The following is a 21,238-nucleotide window of genomic DNA, read 5'->3' on the forward strand; positions in this document are numbered from 1 at the left end:
TTCGGGCGACGCGCCCGCCGCCGCCGTCGATATGGTGCCGGGCGGGTCGCACGCGGACCGGAGAGGTGGTGCCGTGACCTTCCTCGGACTGATCTTCCACAACGTCGCCGCTCGCCGGTTGCGAGCCGTGCTCACGGGCCTGGCGGTGGCCATCGGCGTGATGGCCGTGGTGGCCCTCGGCACGTTGACGTTGAGCCTGAAGGAGTCGGCCACCGGGATCCTCAAGGTCGGCAACGCCGACTTCACGGTGGCCCAGAAGCACACCGACTCGCTGCTCAACTCGCTCATCTCCACCGACGACATGGCGAAGGTCGGCAAGGTGGAGGGCGTCGGCCGCTCGATCGGCGCCCTCATCGAGCTCGACACCTACGACGCCGGCCACCCGGGGGTCATCCAGGTCGGGCTCGACCCCGACGCCCAGGACCCCTTCGGCGTGGTCATCCTCCAGGGCCGCAGCTACACGGCCAAGAGCGACGACGAGGTCATGTTGGGCTACGTCCTGGCCCAGTCGATCCACAAGGGCGTGGGCGATCGGCTGACCATCGACGGGCACACGTATCGGGTCACGGGGACCTACCGCACCAACATCTCGTTCGGGAACTCCACGATGATGTTCCCGCTGCCGGTGCTGCAGGGCCGGTACCAGGCGGCCGGGCAGGTGAGCCTGGGCTTCGTGAAGGTGGCGCCCGGGGCCAACAAGAAGGCGGTGGCCAAGGCCATCGACAGGGCCTTCCCGCAGCTCGCCACCGTGGCCAGCGAGAGCGACTACGGCCGGGTGGACAACACCCTGGTGCTGATCTCGGCGGCCAACACCGGCGGCGGCATCCTCGCCGCGGTCATCGCCATCAGCGGCGTGCTCAACACCTCGCTGCTCAGCTTCTTCGAGCGCGTCCGGGAGTTCGGCGTGCTGCGCTCCATCGGCTGGTCGCGGCGGCGGATCATCGCCCTCGTGCTCGGCGAGGCGGTGGTGGTCAGCCTGGCGGGCGCGTTCGTCGGCCTGTTCCTCGGCTGGGGCGCCATCAACCTGCTCCAGCACCAGGCCCAGCTGCGGGGCGTCTTCCACCCCGTCTACGACGCCGGGATCTTCGGCCGGTCGCTCTACTTCGCGTTCGGCGTCGCCTTCGTGGGCGCCCTGTACCCGGCGGTCCGAGCCGCCTTCCTCTCGCCGCTGGAGGCGATGCGCCGTGAGTGACCTCCTCGAGCCCGCGGGCCAGCGCACCGACCGGCGCCTCGAGCGCCAGCGGTCCGCCGACGACCCCAACGCCATCACCGTGCGCGACGTCACCCGCCGCTTCGGCGACACGGTGGTGCTCGACGGCGTGTCGTTCGACGTGGCCCCCGGCTCGTTCACCGCGGTCACCGGTCCCTCGGGCTCGGGCAAGACGACGCTCCTGCACCTGCTCGCCGCGCTCGACCACCCCGACTCCGGGACCATCCGGGTCAACGGGATCGACGTGGTGCACCTCCACCAGCTCACCCGCTACCGCCGCCGGGAGATCGGGCTGGTGTTCCAGCTCCACAACTTGGTGCCCCGCCTCACCGCCGAGCAGAACGTGGCCATGGCCCTGTTCGACACCGGCCTGGGAGCCCGCCAGCGCAAGGCCCGGGCCGTCGACCTCCTGGAACAGGTGGGGCTGGCGAACCGGGTGGGCGCCAAGCCGCCCACCATGTCCGGCGGCGAGCGGCAGCGCGTGGCGGTGGCCCGCGCCCTCGCCAACGGCCCTCGGGTGATCCTGGCCGACGAGCCCACCGGCAGCCTCGACGACGACTCCGCCGGATCGGTGCTCGACCTGTTCGAGGCCCTGCGTGCGGACGAGGGCGTGACGGTGCTCGCCGTGAGCCACGACCCCCGCCTGAACGCCCGCGCCGACCGGCTCCTCCGCCTGGCCGACGGTCGGATCGCGCCCGTCGGCGGGAGCTGACGGGGCGGGCTGGCATGCTGACCCGATGGCTGGCGAGCAACCCCTGCGGATCTACACCGACGGCGCGTGCAGCGGGAACCCGGGGCCCGGCGGGTGGGCCTGGGCGTCCTCCCGCGAGCACTTCGGCAGCGGCGGCGAGGCGGCCACCACCAACAACAAGATGGAGCTCACCGCCGTGCTCCGGGCCATCGAGGACAACCCCGGTCGCCCGCTCACGCTCGTCATGGACTCCACCTACGTGAAGGACGGCCTCCAGAAGTGGAGCGTCAACTGGATCCGCAACGGCTGGCGGACCAAGGCCGGCGAGCCGGTCAAGAACCGGGAGATCTGGGAGCCGCTGGTGGCGGCGCGCGACGCACGGCGGGACGAGCTGACCTTCGAGTGGGTCAAGGGCCACTCCGGTGACCGGATGAACGACCTGGTCGACGAGCTCGCCGTGGTCGAGCGCGATCGCTTCCGCCAGGCCGTCGGCCCCACGCCAGGGGCGCCCGGTGGCGGCGGCAAGATCAGCGACCTCCCGATCGAGGAGCAGCGCGCCGAGAAGCGCCGTCGCGACGGCCGGATCCCCGCCGGCCACCTGCTGCTGGTGCTGGGCCTCTCGCCCGACGCCCTCGGGGGCTGGGAGGCCAACCCGGTGGCCGACGACGTGCGCCGGCGGCTGCAGGAGTGGATCGACGCCCAGGCCCAGCTCCACCCCGACCTGGTGGTGCTCACCGGCCTGCGCCCCGGCGCCGAGGTGCTCGCCGCCGAGGCCGCCATCCGGGCCGACGTGCCCTACGCCGTGGTGCTCGCCTTCCCCGGCATGGAGGCCAAGCAGGCGCCGGCCACCCAGGCTCGGTTCCGCGACCTCGTGGGGCGGGCGTCGTCCGTCGCCAACTTCCACAAGAAGGTGCCCACCGACCGGGCCGGGTTCGCGGCCAACCTCAAGCAGCGCGAGCGCTGGCTGGTCGATGCCGCGGACCAGGCCGTGCTGGTGTGGGACGAGCAGGACGCCCGCCTCGACGCCACGTTCTCCACCCTCGAGAAGGCCTTCGGCGACGACCTGCTGGTCATCCGCCCCTGAGGTCCGCCGCCCGGTCCGCACTCCGCCGAGCGAGACGGACGACGGGCCTCAGGGGCGGCGCCGCACGACGAGCGGGTCGCCGGTGAGGCGGCCGATGGCGCTGAGCAGCGCCGCCAGCACCAGGAACAGCACGGCGAGGGTCCCGGTCAAGCTGGAGGGGGAGCGCATCGCCAGGGTGCCGGCAGCGCCGATGAGGGCCAGGGGGGAGCAGCATCACCACCTCCGACGTCCAACCCCGCGGTTTCGTTCCCGATCCGGACAGATCGCCGGGATCGACGGCGGTGAGGCGGCCGGTAGCTTCGGGCCATGCGAGTGGGCGTCGACACCGGGGGCACGTTCACCGACGTCGTCGGCGAGGACGGGACCATCGCCAAGGTCCCGTCGACGCCGGACGACCCGGGCCGCGCCGTGGTGGTGGGCGCCGCCCTCGTGCTCCCCGACGGCGAGCAGCGAGCGACGGTGCTGGCCCACGGCACCACGGTCGCCACCAACGCCCTGCTGGAGCGGCGGGGGGCCCGGGTGGCGCTGGTGGCCACCGCCGGGTTCGCCGACGTGATCGAGATCGCCCGGCAGGACCGGCCCTCGCTCTACGACCCGTGGGCGGACCGGCCCGAACCGCTGGTGCCGAGGGAGCTGCGCCTCGAGGTCGGCGGGCGGATCGGCCCGGACGGCACCGTGCTCGAAGCGCTCGATCCCGGGACGATGCCGACGGTGCCCGAGGGCGTCGAGGCGGTGGCGGTGTGCCTGCTGCACAGCGACCTCGAGCCGGCCCACGAGCGCGGCGTCGCGGCCGCGCTCGAGCGGCGGGGCCTGGACGTGACGGCCTCGGTCGACGTCTCGCCGCAGTTCCGCGAGTACGAGCGCACGGTCACGACGGTCGTGAACGCCTTCCTCCGGCCGACCTGCCGGACCTACCTCGACGGCCTCGCCGGGGCGGCCGACGACGTGCTGGTGATGACCTCCGCGGGCGGCCTGGTGCCCGTCGCCCGCGGGGCGGAGCTGCCGGTGAGCCTGCTGCTCTCGGGACCGGCAGGCGGGGTGCTGGCCGGGGCGGCGGCGGCCGTGGCCAGCGGCTTCCCCGACGCCGTCACCTTCGACATGGGGGGCACCAGCACCGACGTGTGCCTGGTGCGCGGCGGCGTCCCCGAGCCGGCCGGTGAACGCTCCGTCGGCGGGTTCCCCATCCGGCAACCGTCGCTCGACGTGCACACCATCGGCGCCGGCGGGGGATCGATCGCCGGGCTCGACCCGGGCGGGGCGCTGGTGGTGGGACCCCGCAGCGCCGGGGCCGTCCCGGGCCCGGCGGCGTACGGGGCCGGCGGGACCGAGCCGACCGTGACCGACGCCAACCTGGTGGCCGGCCACCTGCCGGCCGAGGCCGAGCTCCCCGGCATCGGGCACCTGGACCGGGCCGCCGCCGAGGCCGCCCTCGTCGCGGCCGGCGTCACCGCGGAGGGCGTGCTGGCCGTGGTCGACGCAGCCATGGAGGAGGCCGTCCGGGCGGTGACCGTCGCCCGGGGCGTCGACCCCGCCGGGCTGGCGCTGGTGGCCTTCGGCGGGGCCGGGCCCCTGCACGCGTGCGCGATCGCCGACGCGCTGGGCATGCCGGCGGTGGTGGTGCCGGCCCGAGCCGGCGTCCTCTCGGCGCTGGGCTGCCTGACGGCGCCCCGCCAGCACGACGTGGTGCGCACGTGGCCCGGCGGCGCCGACCTCGAGGGCCTCGAGGCCGCGCTCGAGGCGCTGGGTGCCGAGGCGGCCGCCGCGGTGCCGGGCGGCGAGGTGTCCACCGCCGTCGAGTGCCGCTACGAGGGCCAGAGCCACGAGCTCCGGGTGCCCACCCCGGCCGACTTCGCCGCCGAGCACGAGCGGCGCAACGGCTACGCCCGGCCCGGTGCCCGGGTGGAGGTGGTGGCGCTGCGGGCCACAGCCCGGCTCGCCGCTCCGCTCTCGCCGGCCGACCTGCCGGTGCCGGTCCGCCGGCCCGCCGCCGGGCCCGCGGTGGTGGCCGAGGCCGACTGCACCATCTGGGTGCCCGCCGGGTGGCGGGCCGACCCGCACGCCACCAGCGGCGCCCTGGTGCTGACGCGGGTGGAGGCGTGATGGACCCGGCCGCCCTCGCCATCCTCATCGCCCGGCTCACCGGGGTCGCCCACGAGATGGGCGAGGTGCTGCGGCGCGCCGCGTTCAGCCCCAACATCAAGGAGCGGGCCGACTGCTCCGCCGCCCTGTTCACCGCGGAGGGCACTCTCCTCGTCCAGGCCGAGCACATCCCGGTCCACCTTGGGTCCATGCCGGCATCGGTCGCCGCCGCCATCGAGGCGCTCGGCCCCAAGGTGGCACCCGGCGAGCAGATCCTGCTCAACGACCCGTTCGCCGGCGGCACCCACCTCAACGACATCACCCTGGTCACGCCGGTGTTCGGCCCGGCCGGCGTCGTCGGCTGGGTGGCCAACCGAGCCCACCACGCCGACCTCGGCGGGGCCGCTCCCGGCTCGCTGCCCGCCGACGCCACCGAGATCCAACAGGAGGGCCTGCGCATCCCGCCGGTGCGCCTCACGCCGGAGGTGGTGGCGATCGTGGTGGCGTCGTCCCGGACGCCCGTGGAGCGCGCCGGCGACCTGGACGCCCAGGTTGGCGCCAACCGCCTCGGCGCCGAGCGGTTCCTCGCGGTGCTGCCGCCTCCCGGCGACCTCGACGAGGTGGTGGCCTACGGCGAGCGTCGCATGCGGGCGGCCCTCGCCGACCTGCCCGACGGCACCTGGCGCTTCGAGGACGTGCTCGACAGCTTCGGCCCGGCGCCGCACCAGCAGGAGCCGACGACCATCCGGCTGGCGCTGACCGTGCGCGGCGACGAGATCCGCTTCGACTTCACCGGCACCGACCCGCAGCGCGCCGGCAACGTCAACGCCGTCGAAGCCGTCACCACCTCGGCCGTGGCGTGGGCGCTGCGGTCGGTCCTCGATCCCACCATCCCGTCGAACGGCGGGGGCCTGCGGCCCGTTCACGTCGTGGCGCCGAGCGGGTCGGTGGTGGCGGCCCGCCCACCGGCTGCGGTGGGCGCGGGCAACGTCGAGGTGTCCCAGCGGGTGGCCGACGTGTGCCTCGGCGCCCTGGCCCAGGTGGTCCCGGACCGGGTGCCGGCGGCCTCCCAGGGGACCATGAACAACCTGCTGCTCGGCGGCGACGGGTGGGTGTCCTACGAGACCGTGGCCGGCGGGCAGGGCGGCCGTCCGCCCCGCCCCGGGAGCGGTGGGGGCCCGGTCCCCGGCATGAGCGGCGTCCACACGGCCATGACCAACACCCGGAACACCCCCACCGAAGCGTTCGAGCGAGCGTTCCCCGTCCGGGTGCGGCGCTACGGCCTGCGGCGCGGGAGCGGCGGCGCCGGCGCGGCGCCGGGCGGCGACGGCATCGAGCGCGACCTGGAGGTGCTCGAGCCGGCCACCCTCTCGCTCATCACCGAACGCCGGGTGAGCCGGCCGTGGGGCCTGGCCGGCGGGGCCCCTGGGGCGGTGGGCGAGAACTGGCTCCTCCCGGGCGGTGACGAGGCCCGGGCCGAGCGCCTGCCGGACAAGTGCACCATCCACCTCCAGGCCGGCGACGTCGTGCGCATGTCCACCCCGGGCGGCGGAGGATGGGGCCCGCAGGGCGAGGGCCGCTGAGGTCCGCTCAGGTGGCGGGCTCGAGGAGCACCACCGGGATCACCCGCTCGGTGCGGGCCTGGCAGTGGGCGTAGTTCGGGTACGCCTCGGTGATCCGAGGCCACAGGCGCTCGCGCTCCTCGGCACCGGCGATCCGGGCCGTCATCGGTTCAGCCGGCCGCCCCCGGCGGGCCACCCGCACCGCAGGCTGGTCGCGGAGGTTGAGGAACCAGGCCGGGTGGGTGTCCTCGCCGACCTTCGACGCGACGACCACGGTGGCGTCGCCCTCCTGGATCGGGGACGTGAGCAAGACCGTCCGGGGCCGCCCGCTCTTGCGGCCGGTGGTGGTGAGCCGGACCACGGGCAGGTGGTCGAACTCCCAGCCGATGCGCCCGGCGCTCCCGCGCAGCACCACCCGGTGCACGGCGTTCATGACCTTGAAGGTGCGGTCGCTCGTCACGCTCGTGGAGCCTACGTGCGGGGCGCCGCCGGCTCGAACGGCGGGACGACGCCGCTCTCCGGGGCGGCCCGGCGGACGGATGGGGGAGGCGGGGGGTCGGGTCCGTAGGGTGGACCACCGGACTCCCTGTCGGTGGGCACGGCTCCGCTCCCACCCTTCGACGAGAGAACGGCGCGTGTCTGACCGTGGTACCTGGCTGGTTGCCGACGATTCCGAGGTGTCCTACGACGACGCCGTGGTGGCCTGGACGGCCGTCGCCGTCCCCCACCTGGAGGAGGTGGCCGGCACCTACGGCGCCTTCGTGACCTACGCCGAGTTCGGCGAGGCGGTCCAGGAGGCGGCCGGCATCCGCACCAAGGTCCTGCTCCACCAGTGGGTGGGCAAGGTGCTCGCCGCCGTCACCGCCGAGGCCACCGACCCCGACGAGCCGCTGCTCACCGCCCTCGTGGTGCGCAAGGACCAGGCCATCGGCGCCGGCTACGCCAAGGCCGCCGGCCGGCGCGACGGCGAGGTCCCCGACGACCCCGAGATGCACGCCGCCAAGGAGCGCCTCAAGCTCTACGGCCGCTACGGCGCCACCCTGCCGAGCAACGGCGGCGAGCCCCGCTTCACCCCGCGCATCGCCGCGGTCCGCTCCGGCCGCCTGGCCTCCGGCGCTCCCCGGCCCGATCCGCCCAAGCGGCCGGCCTGCCCCACCTGCTTCATCACGCTGCCGGCGTCGGGCCTCTGCCACAACTGCGAGTAGGTCCCGGCCGCCCCGCAGTGCATAGCGTCAAGCAACTGGGTAGCCTGGGCGCATGCAGCGCCGCAGCTTCGACGACTTCTCCTGCTCGGTGGCCCAGACGCTCGAGGTGATCGGCGAGTGGTGGACGCCGATGATCGTGCGGGACCTCATGCTCGGCGTGACCCGCTTCGACGACTTCCAGAGCCGCCTCGGCATCGCCCGCAACGTGCTCACCACCCGGCTCAACCACCTCGTCGAGCGGGGCGTGGTGGAGAAGGTGGCGTACCAGGACCGACCGGTCCGCTACGACTACCGCCTCACCGACAAGGGCAAGGACCTCTGGCTGGTGATGACCACCCTGCGCGAGTGGGGCGATCGCTGGGAGGCGCCGGACGGCCCGCCGGTCGAGCTCGTGCACCGGGCCTGCGGCCACGTCACCCACGTCGTGCCCACCTGCTCCGAGTGCGGCGAGGTCCTGGAGCGTCGAGGCGTGCGGGCCCAGGTGGGCCCCGGCTCGCCAGCCGGCACGGAGCTCCCGCCCCGGCGTGGCCGGACCGGGCAGCCCACCGCCTAGGGCCGCTCGCCGCCGGCCCCCGTGGGCGTCGGCCTCAGCCGGCGTCGGCGTAGGCCAGGTGGGTGCCGCAGTGCAGGCACCGGAACAGGTAGGCGGTCGAGTCGCCGTCGACGTCGAGCGATCCCACGAACGCTTCGGCGTCCTCGCGGCCGAAGCCCCAGGACTCGGCCTGGGCGTGGAGCTGGGCCACGGCGTCCGGGAGGTGGCCCACGTCGTCCCAGCCGGCGGCGCCCAGGAACGCCGCAGCGTCGTCGCAGTGGAACAGCCAGCGCTCCTCCTGCCACGCTGAAGCCGGGCGTGCGGTGGGCCAGCTCGTCCCGCACCGACTGGGGGATGGCGGCCGGGACGTCCTCGCCGAGCTCGGTGAAGGTCGCGCCGAAGGTGGCGGCCGCCGAACCGTCGGCCACGCACCACGGGCACAGGGCGTCGCGGAGGTTGGCCTCGGCGTAGGGCGTGACGGCGTAGGCCCACCCGCGGTCCTGGCCGCAGCCCACGCACCGGGTGGGCCGCTGCTCGAACGCGCCCGTCGCCACCGGGTCCGGGTGGTAGCGGAAGATGGGCAGCGCCTCGGAGGTCACCGGCTGCCGCTCAGGTGATGAAGACCGGGACGCCGAGCGGCAGGTCCAGGTCGACGAGGCCCTCGACGTCGGCGTTCTTGAGGCGGACGCAGCCGTGGGACACGGCCTGGCCGATCTTCTGCGGCTGGTTGGTGCCGTGGATGCCGACCTGGCCGTCGCCGCCGCCGAACTCGCTCAGCGTGTCGGAGTGGAGGGCGAGGCCGAAGGCGTAGGGCCCGTAGGACCCGTCCGGGTCGACGTTGTCGATGAGCTCGGTGACGTAGGTGGCGCCGACCGGCGTGGGGTTCTCGGTGGTGCCGATCGCCGTGTCCGCGGTGAAGACCGGGGCGGCATCCTTCTCGACCCGCAGGCTGCGCCCGGCGAGGTCGACGAAGATGCGGAACGGGGTCTTCGTCACCGTGACCGAGGCCGCGGGCACCCACGCCCGGGCGGCGTTGGGGCGGGTGGGGAGCAGCACCTGGTACCAGCCGTCGGTGACGGCGGTGGCGTCGCCGATGATGGCGAAGGTGGTGGGCGCGCCAGCCTCGGTCTTGGGGTCGATGCTGATCGGGAGGGCGTCGTCCCGCGGCTCGGCCCGCACGACCGGGTTCCCGGTGGGGGTGGCGATGTAGCCCAGCAGGTCGTCGGGGCCGAGGGCCTTCGGCCCGGGGGTCGTGGTGGTGGTGCTCGCCTTGCCCGCCGCGGTGGTGGACGTCGTCGTGGTGGTGGGGCCGCCGGCCTTGGCGGCGCCGAGGGAGGGGCGCTCGCCCGTGCAGGAGCCGAGCAGGCCGACGGCGAGCAGCCCGACGACGGCCAGGGCCAGCGGGCGACGAGCGAGGCGGGGCCGGCGGGCAGTAGCGGTGGGGCGGCGGCGCGACATCGGCGCCGAGGGTACTCGCCGTGCTCGGCCGGGCCGGTGCCGGGGCCCGGTTTGGGACACTTGACCGCGCAGTCAAGTAAGGTCGCGGGCCTATGGAGATCAACGGCATCAGCGCAATCGTCACCGGCGGGGCCTCGGGCCTCGGAGAGGCAACCAGCCGCCAGCTCGCCTCGCTCGGCGCCAAGGTGGTCGTGGCCGACCTCGACCGGCAGCAGGAGAAGGGCGAAGCCCTCGCCAAGGAGATCGGCGGCGTCTTCGTGGCGTGCGACGTCACCAAGACCGACGAGATCATCGCCGCGGTCGAGGCCGCCAAGGAGCTCGGACCCCTCAAGGCGCTGGTCAACTGCGCCGGCATCGGCTGGGCCACCCGCACCATCGGCCGCGACGGCCAGTACGAGTCCGCCCACGACCTCGACATCTTCAAGAAGGTCATCGAGATCAACCTGGTCGGCACCTTCGACGCCATCCGCATCGCCGCCACGGCCATGTCGCAGAACGAGCCCGACGAGTTCGGCGAGCGGGGCGCCATCGTCAACACCGCGTCGGTCGCCGCCGAGGACGGCCAGATCGGCCAGGCCAGCTACTCGGCCTCCAAGGGCGGCGTCGTCGGCATGACCCTCCCGATCGCCCGCGACCTCTCGGCATCGGGCATCCGGGTCAACTGCATCCTCCCCGGCCTGATCGACACCCCGATCTACGGCGAGGGCGAGGCGGCCGAGCAGTTCAAGGAGCGCCTCGGCGCCGGGGTGCTGTTCCCCAAGCGCCTGGGCCAGGCCGGCGAGTTCGCCACCCTGGCGGCCGAGCTGCTGCGCAACAGCTACATGAACGCCGAGTCGATCCGCATCGACGCCGGCATCCGCATGCAGCCGAAGTGACCTGAGCCCTCCCGCCAGCGCGACGCCGCGCGCGGACCTCGACGACCGCCCGGCCGGTGCCGGGCGGTCGTCCGCGGCCGGGGTCAGGCGTTGCGGCTCGCCGCCTTGCCCACCCACACGGGGACGTGGGCCCGCTTTCGAGCAGCTCGGTGTCACCGCTGGAGTTGCCGTAGGCCCACACCACCTCCGGGTGGTCGCCGTCGAGCCAGGCATCGAGGCGGACGGCCTTCTCGGGGCCGCGCACGTTGGGCGAGGCCAGGCGGCCGGTGAGGCGATCGTCGGCGCCGACCTCCATCTCCACCGCGATGACGTGGTCGAAGCGCTCCGCCGGCGCGTACGGCGCCAGGTAGGTGAGCAGCGAGGCCGAGACGATGACCAGCTCGTGGCCGTGCTCGCGGTGCCAGGCCACCTGCTCGGCCATGTCCGGCCGGATCCGGGCGGGGAGCGTCCGGGCGTAGTCGGCACCCGCCTCGCGGAACCAGGCTGCCTCCCGGCCGCGCAGGAGGCGCGGCGAGCAGCGCCTCCTTCACGGCGTCGCGGTGGTGCAGCTCGCTCTGCAGGCGGCCGAGCCGGGCTCGGGCGGCCAAGGGCGCCACCGCGCTGACCGCCCGGGCCACCTGCCGGGACCCGCAGGTCCGGACGAGGAACGGGAGCAGCGTGTCGCGCTGGGTGAGGGTGCCGTCGAAGTCGAAGGCGGCGATGCGGCGGGGAGGCACGGCGGTCGAGCCTAGGGGTCCTCGAAGAGGCGAGCGGGTGGCCGTCCGGCGCTGGCGTCAGCGGCGGGGGAGCAGGTGGCCGAGGGCCGCCTCGAGGTCGGTGTCGGCGAAGGTGAAGCCGGTGGCCGTCAGCACCCCGGGGGTCACCCGGTCCGAGGTGAACAGCAGCGAGCCGAGCAGGTCGCCCACCCCGAACGGCAGGTGGCGGACGGCGCGGGGGATCGTGAGGAAGGTCGGCCGCTTGACCGCGTCGCCGACCGCATCGGTGAACGCCGCGTTGGTCACGGGGTTCGGCGCCACCAGGTTGACCGGTCCGACGACGGCGTCGGTGTCGATCGCGTGGCGGATGGCGGCCACCTCGTCGCGCAGGGTGATCCACGAGATCCACTGGTCCCCACGGCCGGCCTTGGCCCCCAGCCCGAGCTTGAACGCCGGCAGCTGGGCGCCGAGCGAGCCCCCCTTCGGCGACAGGACGATGCCGGTCCGCACGATGGCGGTCCGGATGCCCGCCTCGGTCGCCGCCCGCGTGGGCGCCTCCCAGTCGCGGCAGACGCCGGCGAGGAAGTCGTCGCCCGAGGCCGAGGACTCGGTGAGCACCTCGTCGCCGCGGTCGCCGTAGTACCCGATGGCCGAGCCGCTGACGAGCACGCTCGGCTTCGATGCGAGGCCGGCCAGGGCGCCGCACAGCAGCGTGGTGCCCCGGCTGCGGCTGTCGTGGATCCGCTGGCGCTGGGCCGTCGTCCACGGACCGGCCGCGATGCCCTCGCCCGCCAGGTGGACCACGGCGTCGATGCCCTCGAGCGCGGTGGCGTCGATGGTGCCCGCCGCCGGGTCCCACCGGACGGTGCCCGACCCGCTGTCGGCCCGCACGATCGGCACCACCCGGTGCCCATCTGCTCGCAGCGAGGCGGTGAGCGCCGTGCCGATGAGTCCGGTCGACCCGGTGATGGCGATGTCCATGGCGTGAGCGCTCCTGGTTGGGACCGATCGGCGGTGCGGCACGTGCAGGCTCGCACACGCCGATCCGAACGGCGGGGTGGCAGGGCCACCTACCCTGGCGCCACCTGGACAACCCTCAAGGAAGGCCCCCCCTCCCATGCTCCAAGAGTTCAAGAAGTTCCTGTTGCGCGGCAACGTCATCGACCTCGCCATCGCCGTGGTCATCGGCACCGCGTTCAAGGCGGTGGTCGGCGCGCTGGTGGCCAACATCGTCATGCCGATCGTCGGCATCATCGGCGGGAAGCCGACGTTCGACGACTACACGATCACCATCAACGACAGCGTGATCAGGTGGGGCTCGTTCGTGACCGCGGTGGTGAGCTTCGTGATCATCGCCTTCGACCTGTTCGTGATGGTCAAGTCGTTCGAGAGGCTGCAGGACCTGCGCAAGGGCGCAGCCGACACGGCCGAGACCAACGAGCCGCTGACCGTGGGCGAGGAGCTCCTCGCCAGATCCGCGACCTGCTCAGGCCGGTGGCACCGGGACGCCCGCACCGCCCGCCTGAACCTGGTCGGAGGCGACGGTGCCCCGGCCAGTGGCCGGGGGCGCGTCGCGTTCAGGTTGGTGCTGCAGGGCGGGGAGGGGCCCCAGGGCTCCAGGCGGCTGCGGGAGCCGACGAGCGGCGCTGCGGGTGCCGAGCAGCAGGAGGCCGCCGGCGGCCGGGAGGCCGGCGCCGACGAGGGCCATGCCGCTGGTGTTCGGGCCGGTCCAGGGCAGCGAGGTCCCGCCCGTGCGCCAGTCCCAGGCGTGGTGACCGGGGTGGTGGGGCGGTCCACGACGAAGCGGCCAGGTAGTAGAGCTTCGAGGCCGCCGGTTGGCGGTGAGCGTCGACGCCGCCGCCGGGCGGGCAGGGCCGGCGTCGTAGGCGCCGGGGGCGAGGGTGGAGGGCACGGGTGAACGACACGCTGTGGTTGCCGTTCTCGTCCGAGGTGGTCTTGACGGTGATGACCGGGGCGACCGTCGGGTTGCCAGCGAGGGCTTCCTCGGACTCCGGGGGGGGCCGGTGATGGTGATCTCCTGGTTGGGCTGGCAGCCCGAGCCAGGAGACCGTGACCTGGCCACCCTGCACGACGGTGCCGGGGTTTGACCCGGTGGGGTCGTACTGCGCCTCAACCGGGGCTGCGAACAGGGCGACGAGCATCGTCGCTCCGATGAGGACCTTGCGGATCATGTGTGCTTCCTCCCTACGGGCCCCGTAGGGCCGCCCGATGGCGCGGACGGCGCCGCCGCCAAACCTAGCTGATGGGATGCTGCGCAGGAAGGGATGCTCAGGTCCGGGGCCGTCAGCGGCGGACGCCGGACCAGAGCTACCCGCGCTCCTCTGCGGTCACGTCGACGCTCAGCGTGGTGCCAGACGCGCCGTCGAAGCGGCCGTGCGCCACCGAGATGCGGGCCTGGAAGCGATCCGGGGCCACCACCGGCTCGGCAGGTAGGCGAACCGGTAGCCGGTGCGCAGGCCAGCCCCGCCCCGGGTTCGAGGTCGACCGTCACCGTGCCTCCCAGGGGCACGAGGAGCAGGGGCGAGTCCCAGACGGCGAGGCGGAGGTCCCTGGTCGCAGCCACCGGCACCTCCTTGCCGTCGATCTTCGCCCCGTCGAAGGCCTGGGGCGAGTACACGCTGAGGGTGCTGACGTTGGTGCCGACCGGCGCCCGCGGTGTTGCCCACGACGGCCACCGGCAGGTCGGTGGTGGGGATGGTGTTGCACCGCACGATGTGGGCGGTGGAGCGCACGGCACCGGTCCGGGCGTCGACGGTGGCCCGGTAGGTACGTCGCGCTGGAGGTAGGCGTCGATCTTGTTGCACACGTTCTGGCTCACGACCATGCGGGCGTCGTCGCCCTTCGGCACCAAGACCCCGCCGTCGGCGCCGAGGCGGTGGTACAGCGCCTGCTCATCGGGGTCCGGGCTCCGATCTGCGGGTGGCGGCCCCGGCTCGCCGAGGCCGAGCACGTCGCCGAGCCCGGGGGGCCGGCAAGGAGAGCCTCGGTGAGCTTCTCGAACGTCGCCTTGGTGGCCGCGGCGAGGAAGTCGCCTCGCTGGAAGCGGTCGCCGAGCACAGGTACTGGTCCTTGGTGAGCAGGCTCACGGCGTTGTCGGCCGTGAACGGGACGTCGAGGCCCTCGGCACGCACAGGGACGGAGAGCTGGAGCAACGGCGGAGACCGGTGGGGTCGACGGCGATGACGCCGTCGACGGCCTGGCCAGGCTGCGGGTAGAGCTGGGCGAGCACGGCGGCGTCGCTCGGCCAGTCGGGGAGAAGGTGGTGTCCTGGGAAGGCGGGGTCGAAGCGGCCGTAGCGGTCGGTGTAGGCCTTCTGGCCGCTGATGGTGCGCTCGTTCGGGCTCCCGCCCTCGATCAGGTCGTCGATGCGGCCGGACCGCACAGCTCGACGTCGCCGTCGTCGGCCTCCAGCTCGGCGTAGCTGCCCCCGAAGCCCCCGGCCCGCAGCTCCGCAGGTTGGAGGAAGGCCACGAGGTAGCGCCGTGGGCCACGGCGTCCCAGCAGGTCGGGCACTACCCGGACGAGGTCGTCGGCGAGGTCGGCGTCGTCGCTGGCGTCGCGCACCTCGGCGTGGAAGTCGTCGACCCGAGACCGGAGGGGGCCCACGAGCCAGAGGTCGTCGAGGTCGGCGGGGTGCCGCTCGGCGTCGTCGAGCGCCGCGCTGCGCGGGACTGGCCTGCGGGCCGAGGTCGCTCACCTCGTCGAGGTCGATGCGGCCCTGGTAGCGCAGGCCGTCGTAGTCGGTGGACACCAGGTTGTCGGCGGCCTGGCTGACCGCCAAGCCCTCCCGGACGGCGACCTGGACGGCTCGGAGCTGCTGGGCCAGCCCGGGGACCACGTGGCCCGGCACCACGAAGGGGGCGTTCAGCTTGTGGTCGCGCGATCCAGGTGGCGCACGGCGAGGGCCAGCTGCGCCGACGGACCCCGATCGCTGTTCCCGGCGCGCGCCGCGGCGAGGGCCGACCGGGCGGCGTTGGTGCCCGCCTCCACGTCGGTCCGGCTGGAGAGCGCCGCCCAGGCCGTGGTGCCGAGGGCGACGACGACGAGCAGGACGGCCACGCCGAGGCCGGTGGCGATGGTCCGCCGCGGCCGGCGGCGGACCTGGCCGAAGCCCGACCCGAAGAGGCCCAGGAGCACGACGGCGGCCACGATCGGAGCGAGGAGCGGCGGGTCCATGGCGGGGTACCAGAGCACGGCGTTGGCCAGGGCCCCGGCGGTGACGGCCCCGACGACCTTCGAGCGCCGGGTGGCGCGGGCGCCGGAGAGGGCGGCGGCCAGCCCGATGAGCACGAAGGCGAGCGCGGCCCCGGCGAGCCGGGACGGCGGCGACGGCCCCCAGCACGAACCAGGTCCGGCGGTGGGCGTGACCGCCCACGAAGGTCACCACGGCGACGACGAGGAACCGCTCGAGGGCGTCCAACGCGGCGTAGCCGGTCAGGACGAACGGAGCGGCGGTGGCCACCAGGCCGGCGACGAGGGCCAGGGCCACGGTGAGCTGGTTGGCTCGACGGCGACCCGTGCGGCCGGAGCCGGAGCGCGGCCCGATAGCGAGCGGAGATGGATGCGGTCACGTTCGCCGAAGGGTTGTGGACGGTGGAACCGGATGACGGTACCGTGTCGGCGCCGGTCCAACCGCTCGGCTGCCTCGGGGAGGGTGACGTGGAACCAGGAGCTGGTCAGGAAGGACCGAGCGAAGCCGCCAGCGCGTCCGGCCCACGGACCGCCTCGCTCTCCGTCGCGCTCCGCCTGTCGTCCATCGCCGCCCGGCGGCGCATCCAGGCCGTCGCCGACGCGTCGGCCATGGCGGGCTCCATCGTGGTCGCCACCTACCTCCGGTACGAGTTCAGCGTCGGCCACGGCGAGCACCTCCGCCACCTCCTGTTCGTCGCGCTCTACGGGGCCGTGATCTTCGTGGTGGTCGGCACCCTGCGCGGCCTCTACTCCGGCAAGCGGAGCTCGGCTCGTTCGAGGAGCTCTCGACGCTGGTCGAAGCGATCCTGGGCACCACGCTCGTGCTGCTCGTGCTCGACCTGGCCCTCGGTCGCTACGTCCCCGTGTCCGTGCCGCTGCTCGCCAGCACGCTGGTCCTCACCGCCAGCGCCGGCGTCCGCTACGTGTGGCGCTGGCCTCGAGCAGCGGTTGCGGCCCACGAGCGACGACCTCGAGCGCGTCGTGGTCATCGGCGCCGGCGAGGGCGGGCAGATCGTCACCGCCATGCTGCGCAACCCGGGCGGCTTCTACCTGCCCGTCGCCCTGCTCGACGACGACTCCGTGAGGCGCAACCTGCGCATCCGGGGCGTGCCCGTGCGCGGCGGACACGACCAAGATCGAGTCGGTGGCGGACTCCGTGCGGGCCACGGTGGCCCTTCTCGCCATCCCGAGCGCCGGCTCCTCGCTCATCCGCGACGTCGAGGAGCGGGCCGGTCGAGCCGGGCTCCGCCTCCTCGTCCTGCCAGCGTCGAGCGAGCTCTACGGCGCCGAGGTCGGGGTGTCCGACATCCGCCCCGTCACGCCGGTCGACCTGCTCGGCCGCCACGAGCACGACTCCGACCTGGGCGCCATCGCCGGATACGACAACGAGCGGGTGCTGGTCACCGGCGCCGGCAGGTCCATCGGGTCCGAGCTGTGCCGCCAGATCTACCGGTTCGCCCCGGCGTCGCTGGTCATGCTGGGCGACGAGTCGGCGCTTCACGCGGTGCAGCTCTCCATCGAGGGCCGGGCCATGCTCGACAGCCGGAACCTCGTCGTCGCCGACATCCGCGACCACGCCCGCATCCAGCAGGTCTTCGCCGAGCACCGTCCGGAGGTCGTCTTCCACGCCGCCGCCCTCCAAGCACCTCCCCCTGCTGGAGATGCACCCCAGCGAGGCGCTCAAGACCAACGTCTGGGGCACGGTGGCGCTGCTGCAGGCGAGCCGAGCCGTGGGCGTCGAGCGCTTCGTCAGCATCTCCACCGACAAGGCCGCCGACCCGATCAGCGTGCTGGGCTACACCAAGCGCCTCGCCGAGCGCCTCGGCCCACGCCGCGAACAGGGTGGACGGCACCTACCTGAGCGTGCGGTTCGGCAACGTCCTCGGCAGCCGCGGCTCGGTGCTGACGGCGTTCACCGCCCAGATCGAGGCCGGGGACCGGTCACCGTCACGACCCCGACGTCACCCGCTACTTCATGACCGTCGAGGCGGTGCAGCTGGTGATCCAGGCCGGCGCCGTCGGCCAGCCGGGCGAGGCGCTCGTGCTCGACATGGGCGAGCCGGTGCGCATCGACGACGTCGCCCGTCGGCTCATCGCCGAGGCCGATCGCCCGATCGACATCGTCTACACCGGCCTGCGCCCGGGCGAGGAAGCTCCACGAGATCCTGTTCGCCGCCGACGAGGACGACGCTCGGCCGAGCCACCCGGGGATCTCCCACGTCCGGGTTCCGCCGCTCGATCCCGAGCAGCTCCCGACGGTGGATCGCGACGGCTTCGACCTGACCCGGGTGCTGGCCGAGACCTGCGAGCTGCCGGACCTCAGCCGGGACCCCGATCGCTCCTCGCTGCGCCGCTTCGCCTCCTGAGCGGAGGCGGCGGGCTCAGCCGATGAGCCCGAGCCGGCGGCCGAGGTCGCTGGCCAGGCGGCCGTCCGGGTCGGCGGCGTCCCGGACCTTGCGCCACTCGTCGAGGCGGGGGTACATCGCCTCGGGGCAGCTCCAGGCCGCAGCCGGCTGTCCTTGGCGAGGTAGAGCCGGCCTCCGGCCGCGACCGCGGTCGTCCAGGCGGTCCAGGAGCTGGCCGAGGTCGGGGTCGGCGCCGGCGGGGACGTCGAGGGCCAGGGTCCACCCCTCCACGGGGAACGACAGGGGACCGGCGTTGCCGGGCCCGAACCGCTTGAGCACGGCCAGGAACGACGGCTGGCCCGAGGCGCTGATCTGCTGGACGATCCAGCGCAGGTCGTCGGTGGCGTCCGGCGGCACGGCGCACTGCCACTGCAGCAGCCCCGCGGGCCGTGCACCCGGTTCCACCGGTCGACCGTGTCGAGCGGGTGGAAGAACTGGCTGATGGTCTGGAGGTGGTCGCGGCGCCGGCCGGGCGCCTTGCGGTACCAGACCTCGTTGAACGCCCGGACGGTGGTGCGGGTGATCAGGCTGGTGGGGGCCAGGTCCGGGAACGTGGCCAGGCTCCCGGAGCGGAACCCCGAGCAGGAACGCCGCCGCTGCCGGTCGCTCAGCTGCTCCGGATCGGCGGACCGGCCGCGGTCGAGGATGGAGCGCCCCACCGCCGCGCCCCGGGCCATGAGGTCGATCCACGCCACGGAGTAGTCGTAGGCGTGGTCGCCGGACTCCATGAGGTCGAGCGTGGTGTCGAGGTCCGGCGTGCGGTCGGTGTCGACCGAGGAGGAGGCTGGTGCGCACCCTCGTCAAGCGGATGGTGGCATCGAGGATGATGCCGGTCAGGCCCATCCCGCCCGCCGTGGCCCAGAAGAGGTCGGGGTGGCTGGCCGGCGTGATCTGCTGCCGCCCGCCGGCCGGCGTGACGATGGTGAGGGCCTCCACCGCATCGCACCAGGAGCCGACCTTGTGGTGGTTCTTGCCGTGGACGTCGGGCGCGATGGCCCCGCCGACGGTGACCTGGCGGGTGCCGGGCGTGACGGGCACGAACCAGCCCAGGGGGACGAGCCAGCGGATGAGCGCATCGATGCTGGTGCCGGCCTCGGCGGTGACGAGGCCCGCTTCCAGGTCGAGGTGGTGGATCCCCGACACGCCCGTGGTCAGGGCCACGGGCCGCCGGCGTTCTGCGCGGGATCGCCGTAGGAGCGGCCGAGGCCGCGCCTCCACGCCCCGGGGGACGGCCGGTCCGGGGCGGCAGCCGCTCGTCGACGTCCTGGGGCTGCAGCACCGTCGCCGGGGTGGGCGGTGTTGGCCCAGCCGGCGAGGGGCTCGGTCGGGTCGGGCACCGCGGTCACGTGACGTAGATCCCCAGGGCGAAGGCCACGGCCCAGGCCGGGACCATCAACTGGATGGACCGGTCACCCAGCACGACCCTCCTCCGGGCGCGCCGCCGTGGCCGGTGTCGACGAGCGCGTAGCGCAGCACGGCGAGGGCGAAGGGCACGATGAGCAGCTGGAACCACGGCACGGAGGCCGAGGACTCGGCAGCCTTCTCGAACACCACAGGCGGTAGCCCACCATCACCACGCTGGAGCTGATGGTCTGCAGCTGGATAGCGAAGTCCCGGGAATTACATGCCGAGCGTGGCCCGCGTGGCGGCGGCTTCGGCGCCCAGCTCGTCGACTCGGCCCGGCAGCCCACCGACCACCATGAACCAGCGACGAACGAGGCCACGGGAAGAGGAGCCAGTTGGAGATGGGCACGTCGACCACCCCAGCGCCGCCGGCCACCGCCCGCAGGACGAAGCCGGCCGCCACGCCCACCACGTCGAGCACGGCCAGGTGCTTCAATAGCCCAGATGCCTCGGGCGGTGGTGGTGATGACGTAGGCGGCCACCACGACGGCCAGGTGCCGTTGACGGCGAAGGCCGCTGGCGACCGAGCCGAGGATGCCCGCTGCGCCCAGCGCCCGGGCGAGCGGGAGGGGGATCTCGCCGGCGGCGATGGGCCGGAACCGCTTGGTGGGGTGGAGGCGATCGGCCTCGACGTCGACGGCGTCGTTCAGGTAGTACGTGCCGGCCGCCGCCAGGCAGAAGCGAGCGAGCACGCCGAGCGCGTCGTCAGAAGAGGCGGCTTCGAGGTGGTCGATGACGCCGGCTGCGCCGAGCACCGCGAACAGCAACAGGTTCTTCATCCACTGCTTGGGACGGGCCTCGACCAGCAGGGCCCCGACCGAGCGAGCAGGGTGGTCGAGGAGCTGCCCAAGAGCGCGTCGGTGGGCACGGGGTTCCTGGGCATCCCGGCGAGGCTATCGACTGGCGTGCCGCCGGTCGGGCTCAAGGAGGTGCTCGACGTTGGTGCCACTGGTGCAACGTCGGGTGTCGAGGACGTACTCGCCTCGGCCTCGTGAGCTGCAGGTCGAAGGCGTCGTGGTCGACGAGGATGAGCACGACGTCGGCCTTGCGCACCTCGTCGGCGGTGAGCTCCACCCAGGTGGCCCCGGAGGTAAAACGTGGCTGCGCTCGGGGTCGACGTGGGGGTCGCGCACCACGACGTCGGCGTGCTGCTCGGTCAGCAGCTCGATGACCCGGCCGCTGGGCGACTCCCGGTCGTCGCCCGTGGTGCGCTTGTAGGCCACCCCTGCCACCAGGATGCGGCTGCCCTTCATGGAGCGCTCCTGGTCGTTGAGCGCAGAGACCAGGCGGCGGACCACGTAGTCGGGCATGTGCTCGTTGACCTCGTTGGCCAGCTCGACGAAGCGGAACGTGAGGCCGAGGGACTGCGTGACCCGCCACGGCAGGTAGGAGGGGTCGATGGGCGAGCAGTGGCCGCCGACGCCCGGACCGGGGCGGAAGGGCATGAAGCCGAAGGGCTTGCTCTCGGCGGCGTCGATGGCCTCCCACACGTCGATCCCGAGGTCGGGCGAACATGGTGAGCTCGTTGACCAGGGCGATGTTGACGTGCCGGAAGGTGTTCTCGAGCAGCTTGGTGAGCTCGGCCTCCTTCGGGGAGCGGGTGGGCACGGTGCGCTCGACGATGGTGTCGTAAGCCCTTGCCCGCGCCAGGCTGGCGGCGTCGATGCCCGACACCACCTTCGGGGTGGTCTCCAGCGTCCAGGTGCGTTGCCCGGGTGATGCGCTCGGGGCTGTAGCCGAGCTGGAAGTCCTCGCCGGCCTTGAGGCCGCTCGCCTGCTCGAGCAGCGGGGCCACCAGCTCCTCGGTCGTGCCGGGGTAGGTGGTG

Annotated in this window: 18 protein-coding genes and 7 pseudogenes; 12 read left to right on the forward strand and 13 right to left on the reverse strand. The window is 73.7% G+C overall.

Annotated elements, in window-relative coordinates:
• The first annotated feature begins 73 nt into the window (after positions 1 to 73).
• The 5 genes from KSP35_RS23625 (at position 74) to KSP35_RS23645 (ending at position 6,647) form a co-directional block, all read left to right on the forward strand.
• Positions 74 to 1,192, forward strand: a complete 1,119-nt coding sequence (locus tag KSP35_RS23625) for an ABC transporter permease (protein WP_216998209.1) — start codon at positions 74 to 76, stop codon at positions 1,190 to 1,192.
• Positions 1,185 to 1,922: an ABC transporter ATP-binding protein gene (locus KSP35_RS23630; RefSeq protein WP_216998210.1), complete on the forward strand. Its 738-nt coding sequence runs from the start codon at positions 1,185 to 1,187 to the stop codon at positions 1,920 to 1,922. The genes KSP35_RS23625 and KSP35_RS23630 overlap by 8 nt, the downstream gene beginning before the upstream one ends.
• Positions 1,923 to 1,947: 25 nt before the next feature.
• On the forward strand, positions 1,948 to 2,985 hold the full coding sequence (locus tag KSP35_RS24975; protein WP_254126898.1) for an RNase H family protein: 1,038 nt from the start codon (positions 1,948 to 1,950) through the stop codon (positions 2,983 to 2,985).
• Positions 2,986 to 3,291: 306 nt separating this feature from the next.
• Positions 3,292 to 5,085: a hydantoinase/oxoprolinase family protein gene (locus KSP35_RS23640; protein ID WP_216998211.1), complete on the forward strand. Its 1,794-nt coding sequence runs from the start codon at positions 3,292 to 3,294 to the stop codon at positions 5,083 to 5,085.
• Positions 5,085 to 6,647: a hydantoinase B/oxoprolinase family protein gene (locus KSP35_RS23645; protein ID WP_216998212.1), complete on the forward strand. Its 1,563-nt coding sequence runs from the start codon at positions 5,085 to 5,087 to the stop codon at positions 6,645 to 6,647. Before KSP35_RS23640 ends, KSP35_RS23645 begins: the two co-directional genes overlap by 1 nt.
• Positions 6,648 to 6,654: 7 nt before the next feature.
• On the opposite strand, the gene KSP35_RS23650 is transcribed toward KSP35_RS23645, so the two are convergent.
• Positions 6,655 to 7,086 (reverse strand): nitroreductase/quinone reductase family protein, encoded by a 432-nt coding sequence (locus KSP35_RS23650; protein ID WP_216998213.1) that lies wholly within the window; start codon positions 7,084 to 7,086, stop codon positions 6,655 to 6,657.
• 217 nt (positions 7,087 to 7,303) lie between these two features.
• Here KSP35_RS23650 and KSP35_RS23655 point away from each other — a divergent pair, with 217 nt between their 5' ends.
• Entirely contained in the window at positions 7,304 to 7,831 is a 528-nt protein-coding gene (locus KSP35_RS23655) for a hypothetical protein (protein ID WP_216998214.1), read from the forward strand.
• A gap of 52 nt (positions 7,832 to 7,883) precedes the next feature.
• Entirely contained in the window at positions 7,884 to 8,384 is a 501-nt protein-coding gene (locus KSP35_RS23660; protein ID WP_216998215.1) for a helix-turn-helix domain-containing protein, read from the forward strand.
• Between the two features lie 34 nt (positions 8,385 to 8,418).
• On the opposite strand, the pseudogene KSP35_RS26335 reads toward KSP35_RS23660, so the two are convergent.
• Both KSP35_RS26335 and KSP35_RS23670 read right to left on the reverse strand, forming a co-directional pair.
• A pseudogene (locus KSP35_RS26335) lies at positions 8,419 to 8,962 on the reverse strand (CbrC family protein).
• 10 nt (positions 8,963 to 8,972) lie between these two features.
• Positions 8,973 to 9,821 carry a L,D-transpeptidase gene (locus tag KSP35_RS23670; protein WP_216998216.1) on the reverse strand — a complete coding sequence of 283 codons (849 nt, stop codon included), beginning with the start codon at positions 9,819 to 9,821 and terminating at the stop codon, positions 8,973 to 8,975.
• Positions 9,822 to 9,913: 92 nt separating this feature from the next.
• Here KSP35_RS23670 and KSP35_RS23675 point away from each other — a divergent pair, with 92 nt between their 5' ends.
• On the forward strand, positions 9,914 to 10,696 hold the full coding sequence (locus tag KSP35_RS23675) for an SDR family NAD(P)-dependent oxidoreductase (RefSeq protein ID WP_216998217.1): 783 nt from the start codon (positions 9,914 to 9,916) through the stop codon (positions 10,694 to 10,696).
• Positions 10,697 to 10,892: 196 nt separating this feature from the next.
• Here the strand turns inward: KSP35_RS23675 and KSP35_RS26340 are convergent.
• Together KSP35_RS26340 and KSP35_RS23685 are read right to left on the reverse strand one after the other, a co-directional pair.
• Positions 10,893 to 11,198: pseudogene (locus KSP35_RS26340) on the reverse strand (HAD family hydrolase); the annotation flags it as partial.
• A gap of 271 nt (positions 11,199 to 11,469) precedes the next feature.
• The gene (locus tag KSP35_RS23685) at positions 11,470 to 12,372 is read right to left on the reverse strand and encodes a TIGR01777 family oxidoreductase (protein ID WP_216998218.1); all 903 of its coding nucleotides are present in this window, start codon (positions 12,370 to 12,372) and stop codon (positions 11,470 to 11,472) included.
• Positions 12,373 to 12,508: 136 nt separating this feature from the next.
• Between KSP35_RS23685 and mscL the strand changes: the two genes are divergently transcribed.
• Entirely contained in the window at positions 12,509 to 13,309 is an 801-nt protein-coding gene (gene mscL, locus KSP35_RS23690; RefSeq protein ID WP_216998219.1) for a large conductance mechanosensitive channel protein MscL, read from the forward strand.
• A gap of 1,185 nt (positions 13,310 to 14,494) precedes the next feature.
• Here mscL and KSP35_RS23695 read toward each other — a convergent pair.
• The 4 genes from KSP35_RS23695 to KSP35_RS23710 form a co-directional block, all read right to left on the reverse strand.
• A complete protein-coding gene (locus KSP35_RS23695; RefSeq protein WP_216998220.1) occupies positions 14,495 to 14,794 on the reverse strand; it encodes a DUF4012 domain-containing protein in 300 nt (99 codons plus the stop codon).
• Positions 14,767 to 15,018, reverse strand: a complete 252-nt coding sequence (locus KSP35_RS23700) for a DUF4012 domain-containing protein (protein ID WP_216998221.1) — start codon at positions 15,016 to 15,018, stop codon at positions 14,767 to 14,769. The genes KSP35_RS23695 and KSP35_RS23700 overlap by 28 nt, the downstream gene beginning before the upstream one ends.
• Before the next feature lie 258 nt (positions 15,019 to 15,276).
• Positions 15,277 to 15,702, reverse strand: a complete 426-nt coding sequence (locus KSP35_RS23705; protein ID WP_216998222.1) for a hypothetical protein — start codon at positions 15,700 to 15,702, stop codon at positions 15,277 to 15,279.
• A gap of 798 nt (positions 15,703 to 16,500) precedes the next feature.
• Positions 16,501 to 16,770: a hypothetical protein gene (locus KSP35_RS23710; RefSeq protein WP_216998223.1), complete on the reverse strand. Its 270-nt coding sequence runs from the start codon at positions 16,768 to 16,770 to the stop codon at positions 16,501 to 16,503.
• A 226-nt stretch (positions 16,771 to 16,996) separates the two neighbouring features.
• Here KSP35_RS23710 and KSP35_RS26345 point away from each other — a divergent pair.
• From KSP35_RS26345 to KSP35_RS26355, 3 pseudogenes are all read left to right on the forward strand, one after another.
• Positions 16,997 to 17,194: pseudogene (locus KSP35_RS26345) on the forward strand (polysaccharide biosynthesis protein); the annotation flags it as partial.
• A 70-nt stretch (positions 17,195 to 17,264) separates the two neighbouring features.
• Positions 17,265 to 17,366: pseudogene (locus KSP35_RS26350) on the forward strand (polysaccharide biosynthesis protein); the annotation flags it as partial.
• 212 nt (positions 17,367 to 17,578) lie between these two features.
• A pseudogene (locus KSP35_RS26355) lies at positions 17,579 to 17,695 on the forward strand (polysaccharide biosynthesis protein); the annotation flags it as partial.
• Between the two features lie 289 nt (positions 17,696 to 17,984).
• Here KSP35_RS26355 and KSP35_RS26360 read toward each other — a convergent pair.
• The 4 genes and pseudogenes from KSP35_RS26360 to KSP35_RS26370 form a co-directional block, all read right to left on the reverse strand.
• Positions 17,985 to 19,354 (reverse strand): annotated as a pseudogene (locus KSP35_RS26360) (FAD-binding protein).
• A 46-nt stretch (positions 19,355 to 19,400) separates the two neighbouring features.
• Positions 19,401 to 19,562 carry a hypothetical protein gene (locus KSP35_RS24995; protein WP_254126901.1) on the reverse strand — a complete coding sequence of 54 codons (162 nt, stop codon included), beginning with the start codon at positions 19,560 to 19,562 and terminating at the stop codon, positions 19,401 to 19,403.
• A 368-nt stretch (positions 19,563 to 19,930) separates the two neighbouring features.
• A pseudogene (locus KSP35_RS26365) lies at positions 19,931 to 20,191 on the reverse strand (UbiA family prenyltransferase); the annotation flags it as partial.
• 114 nt (positions 20,192 to 20,305) lie between these two features.
• Positions 20,306 to 20,857: a UDP binding domain-containing protein gene (locus tag KSP35_RS26370; protein WP_371749009.1), complete on the reverse strand. Its 552-nt coding sequence runs from the start codon at positions 20,855 to 20,857 to the stop codon at positions 20,306 to 20,308.
• Positions 20,858 to 21,238: the final 381 nt, after the last annotated feature.

The organism is Aquihabitans sp. G128 (genome assembly GCF_019048865.1).
GTDB lineage: Bacteria > Actinomycetota > Acidimicrobiia > Acidimicrobiales > Iamiaceae > Aquihabitans.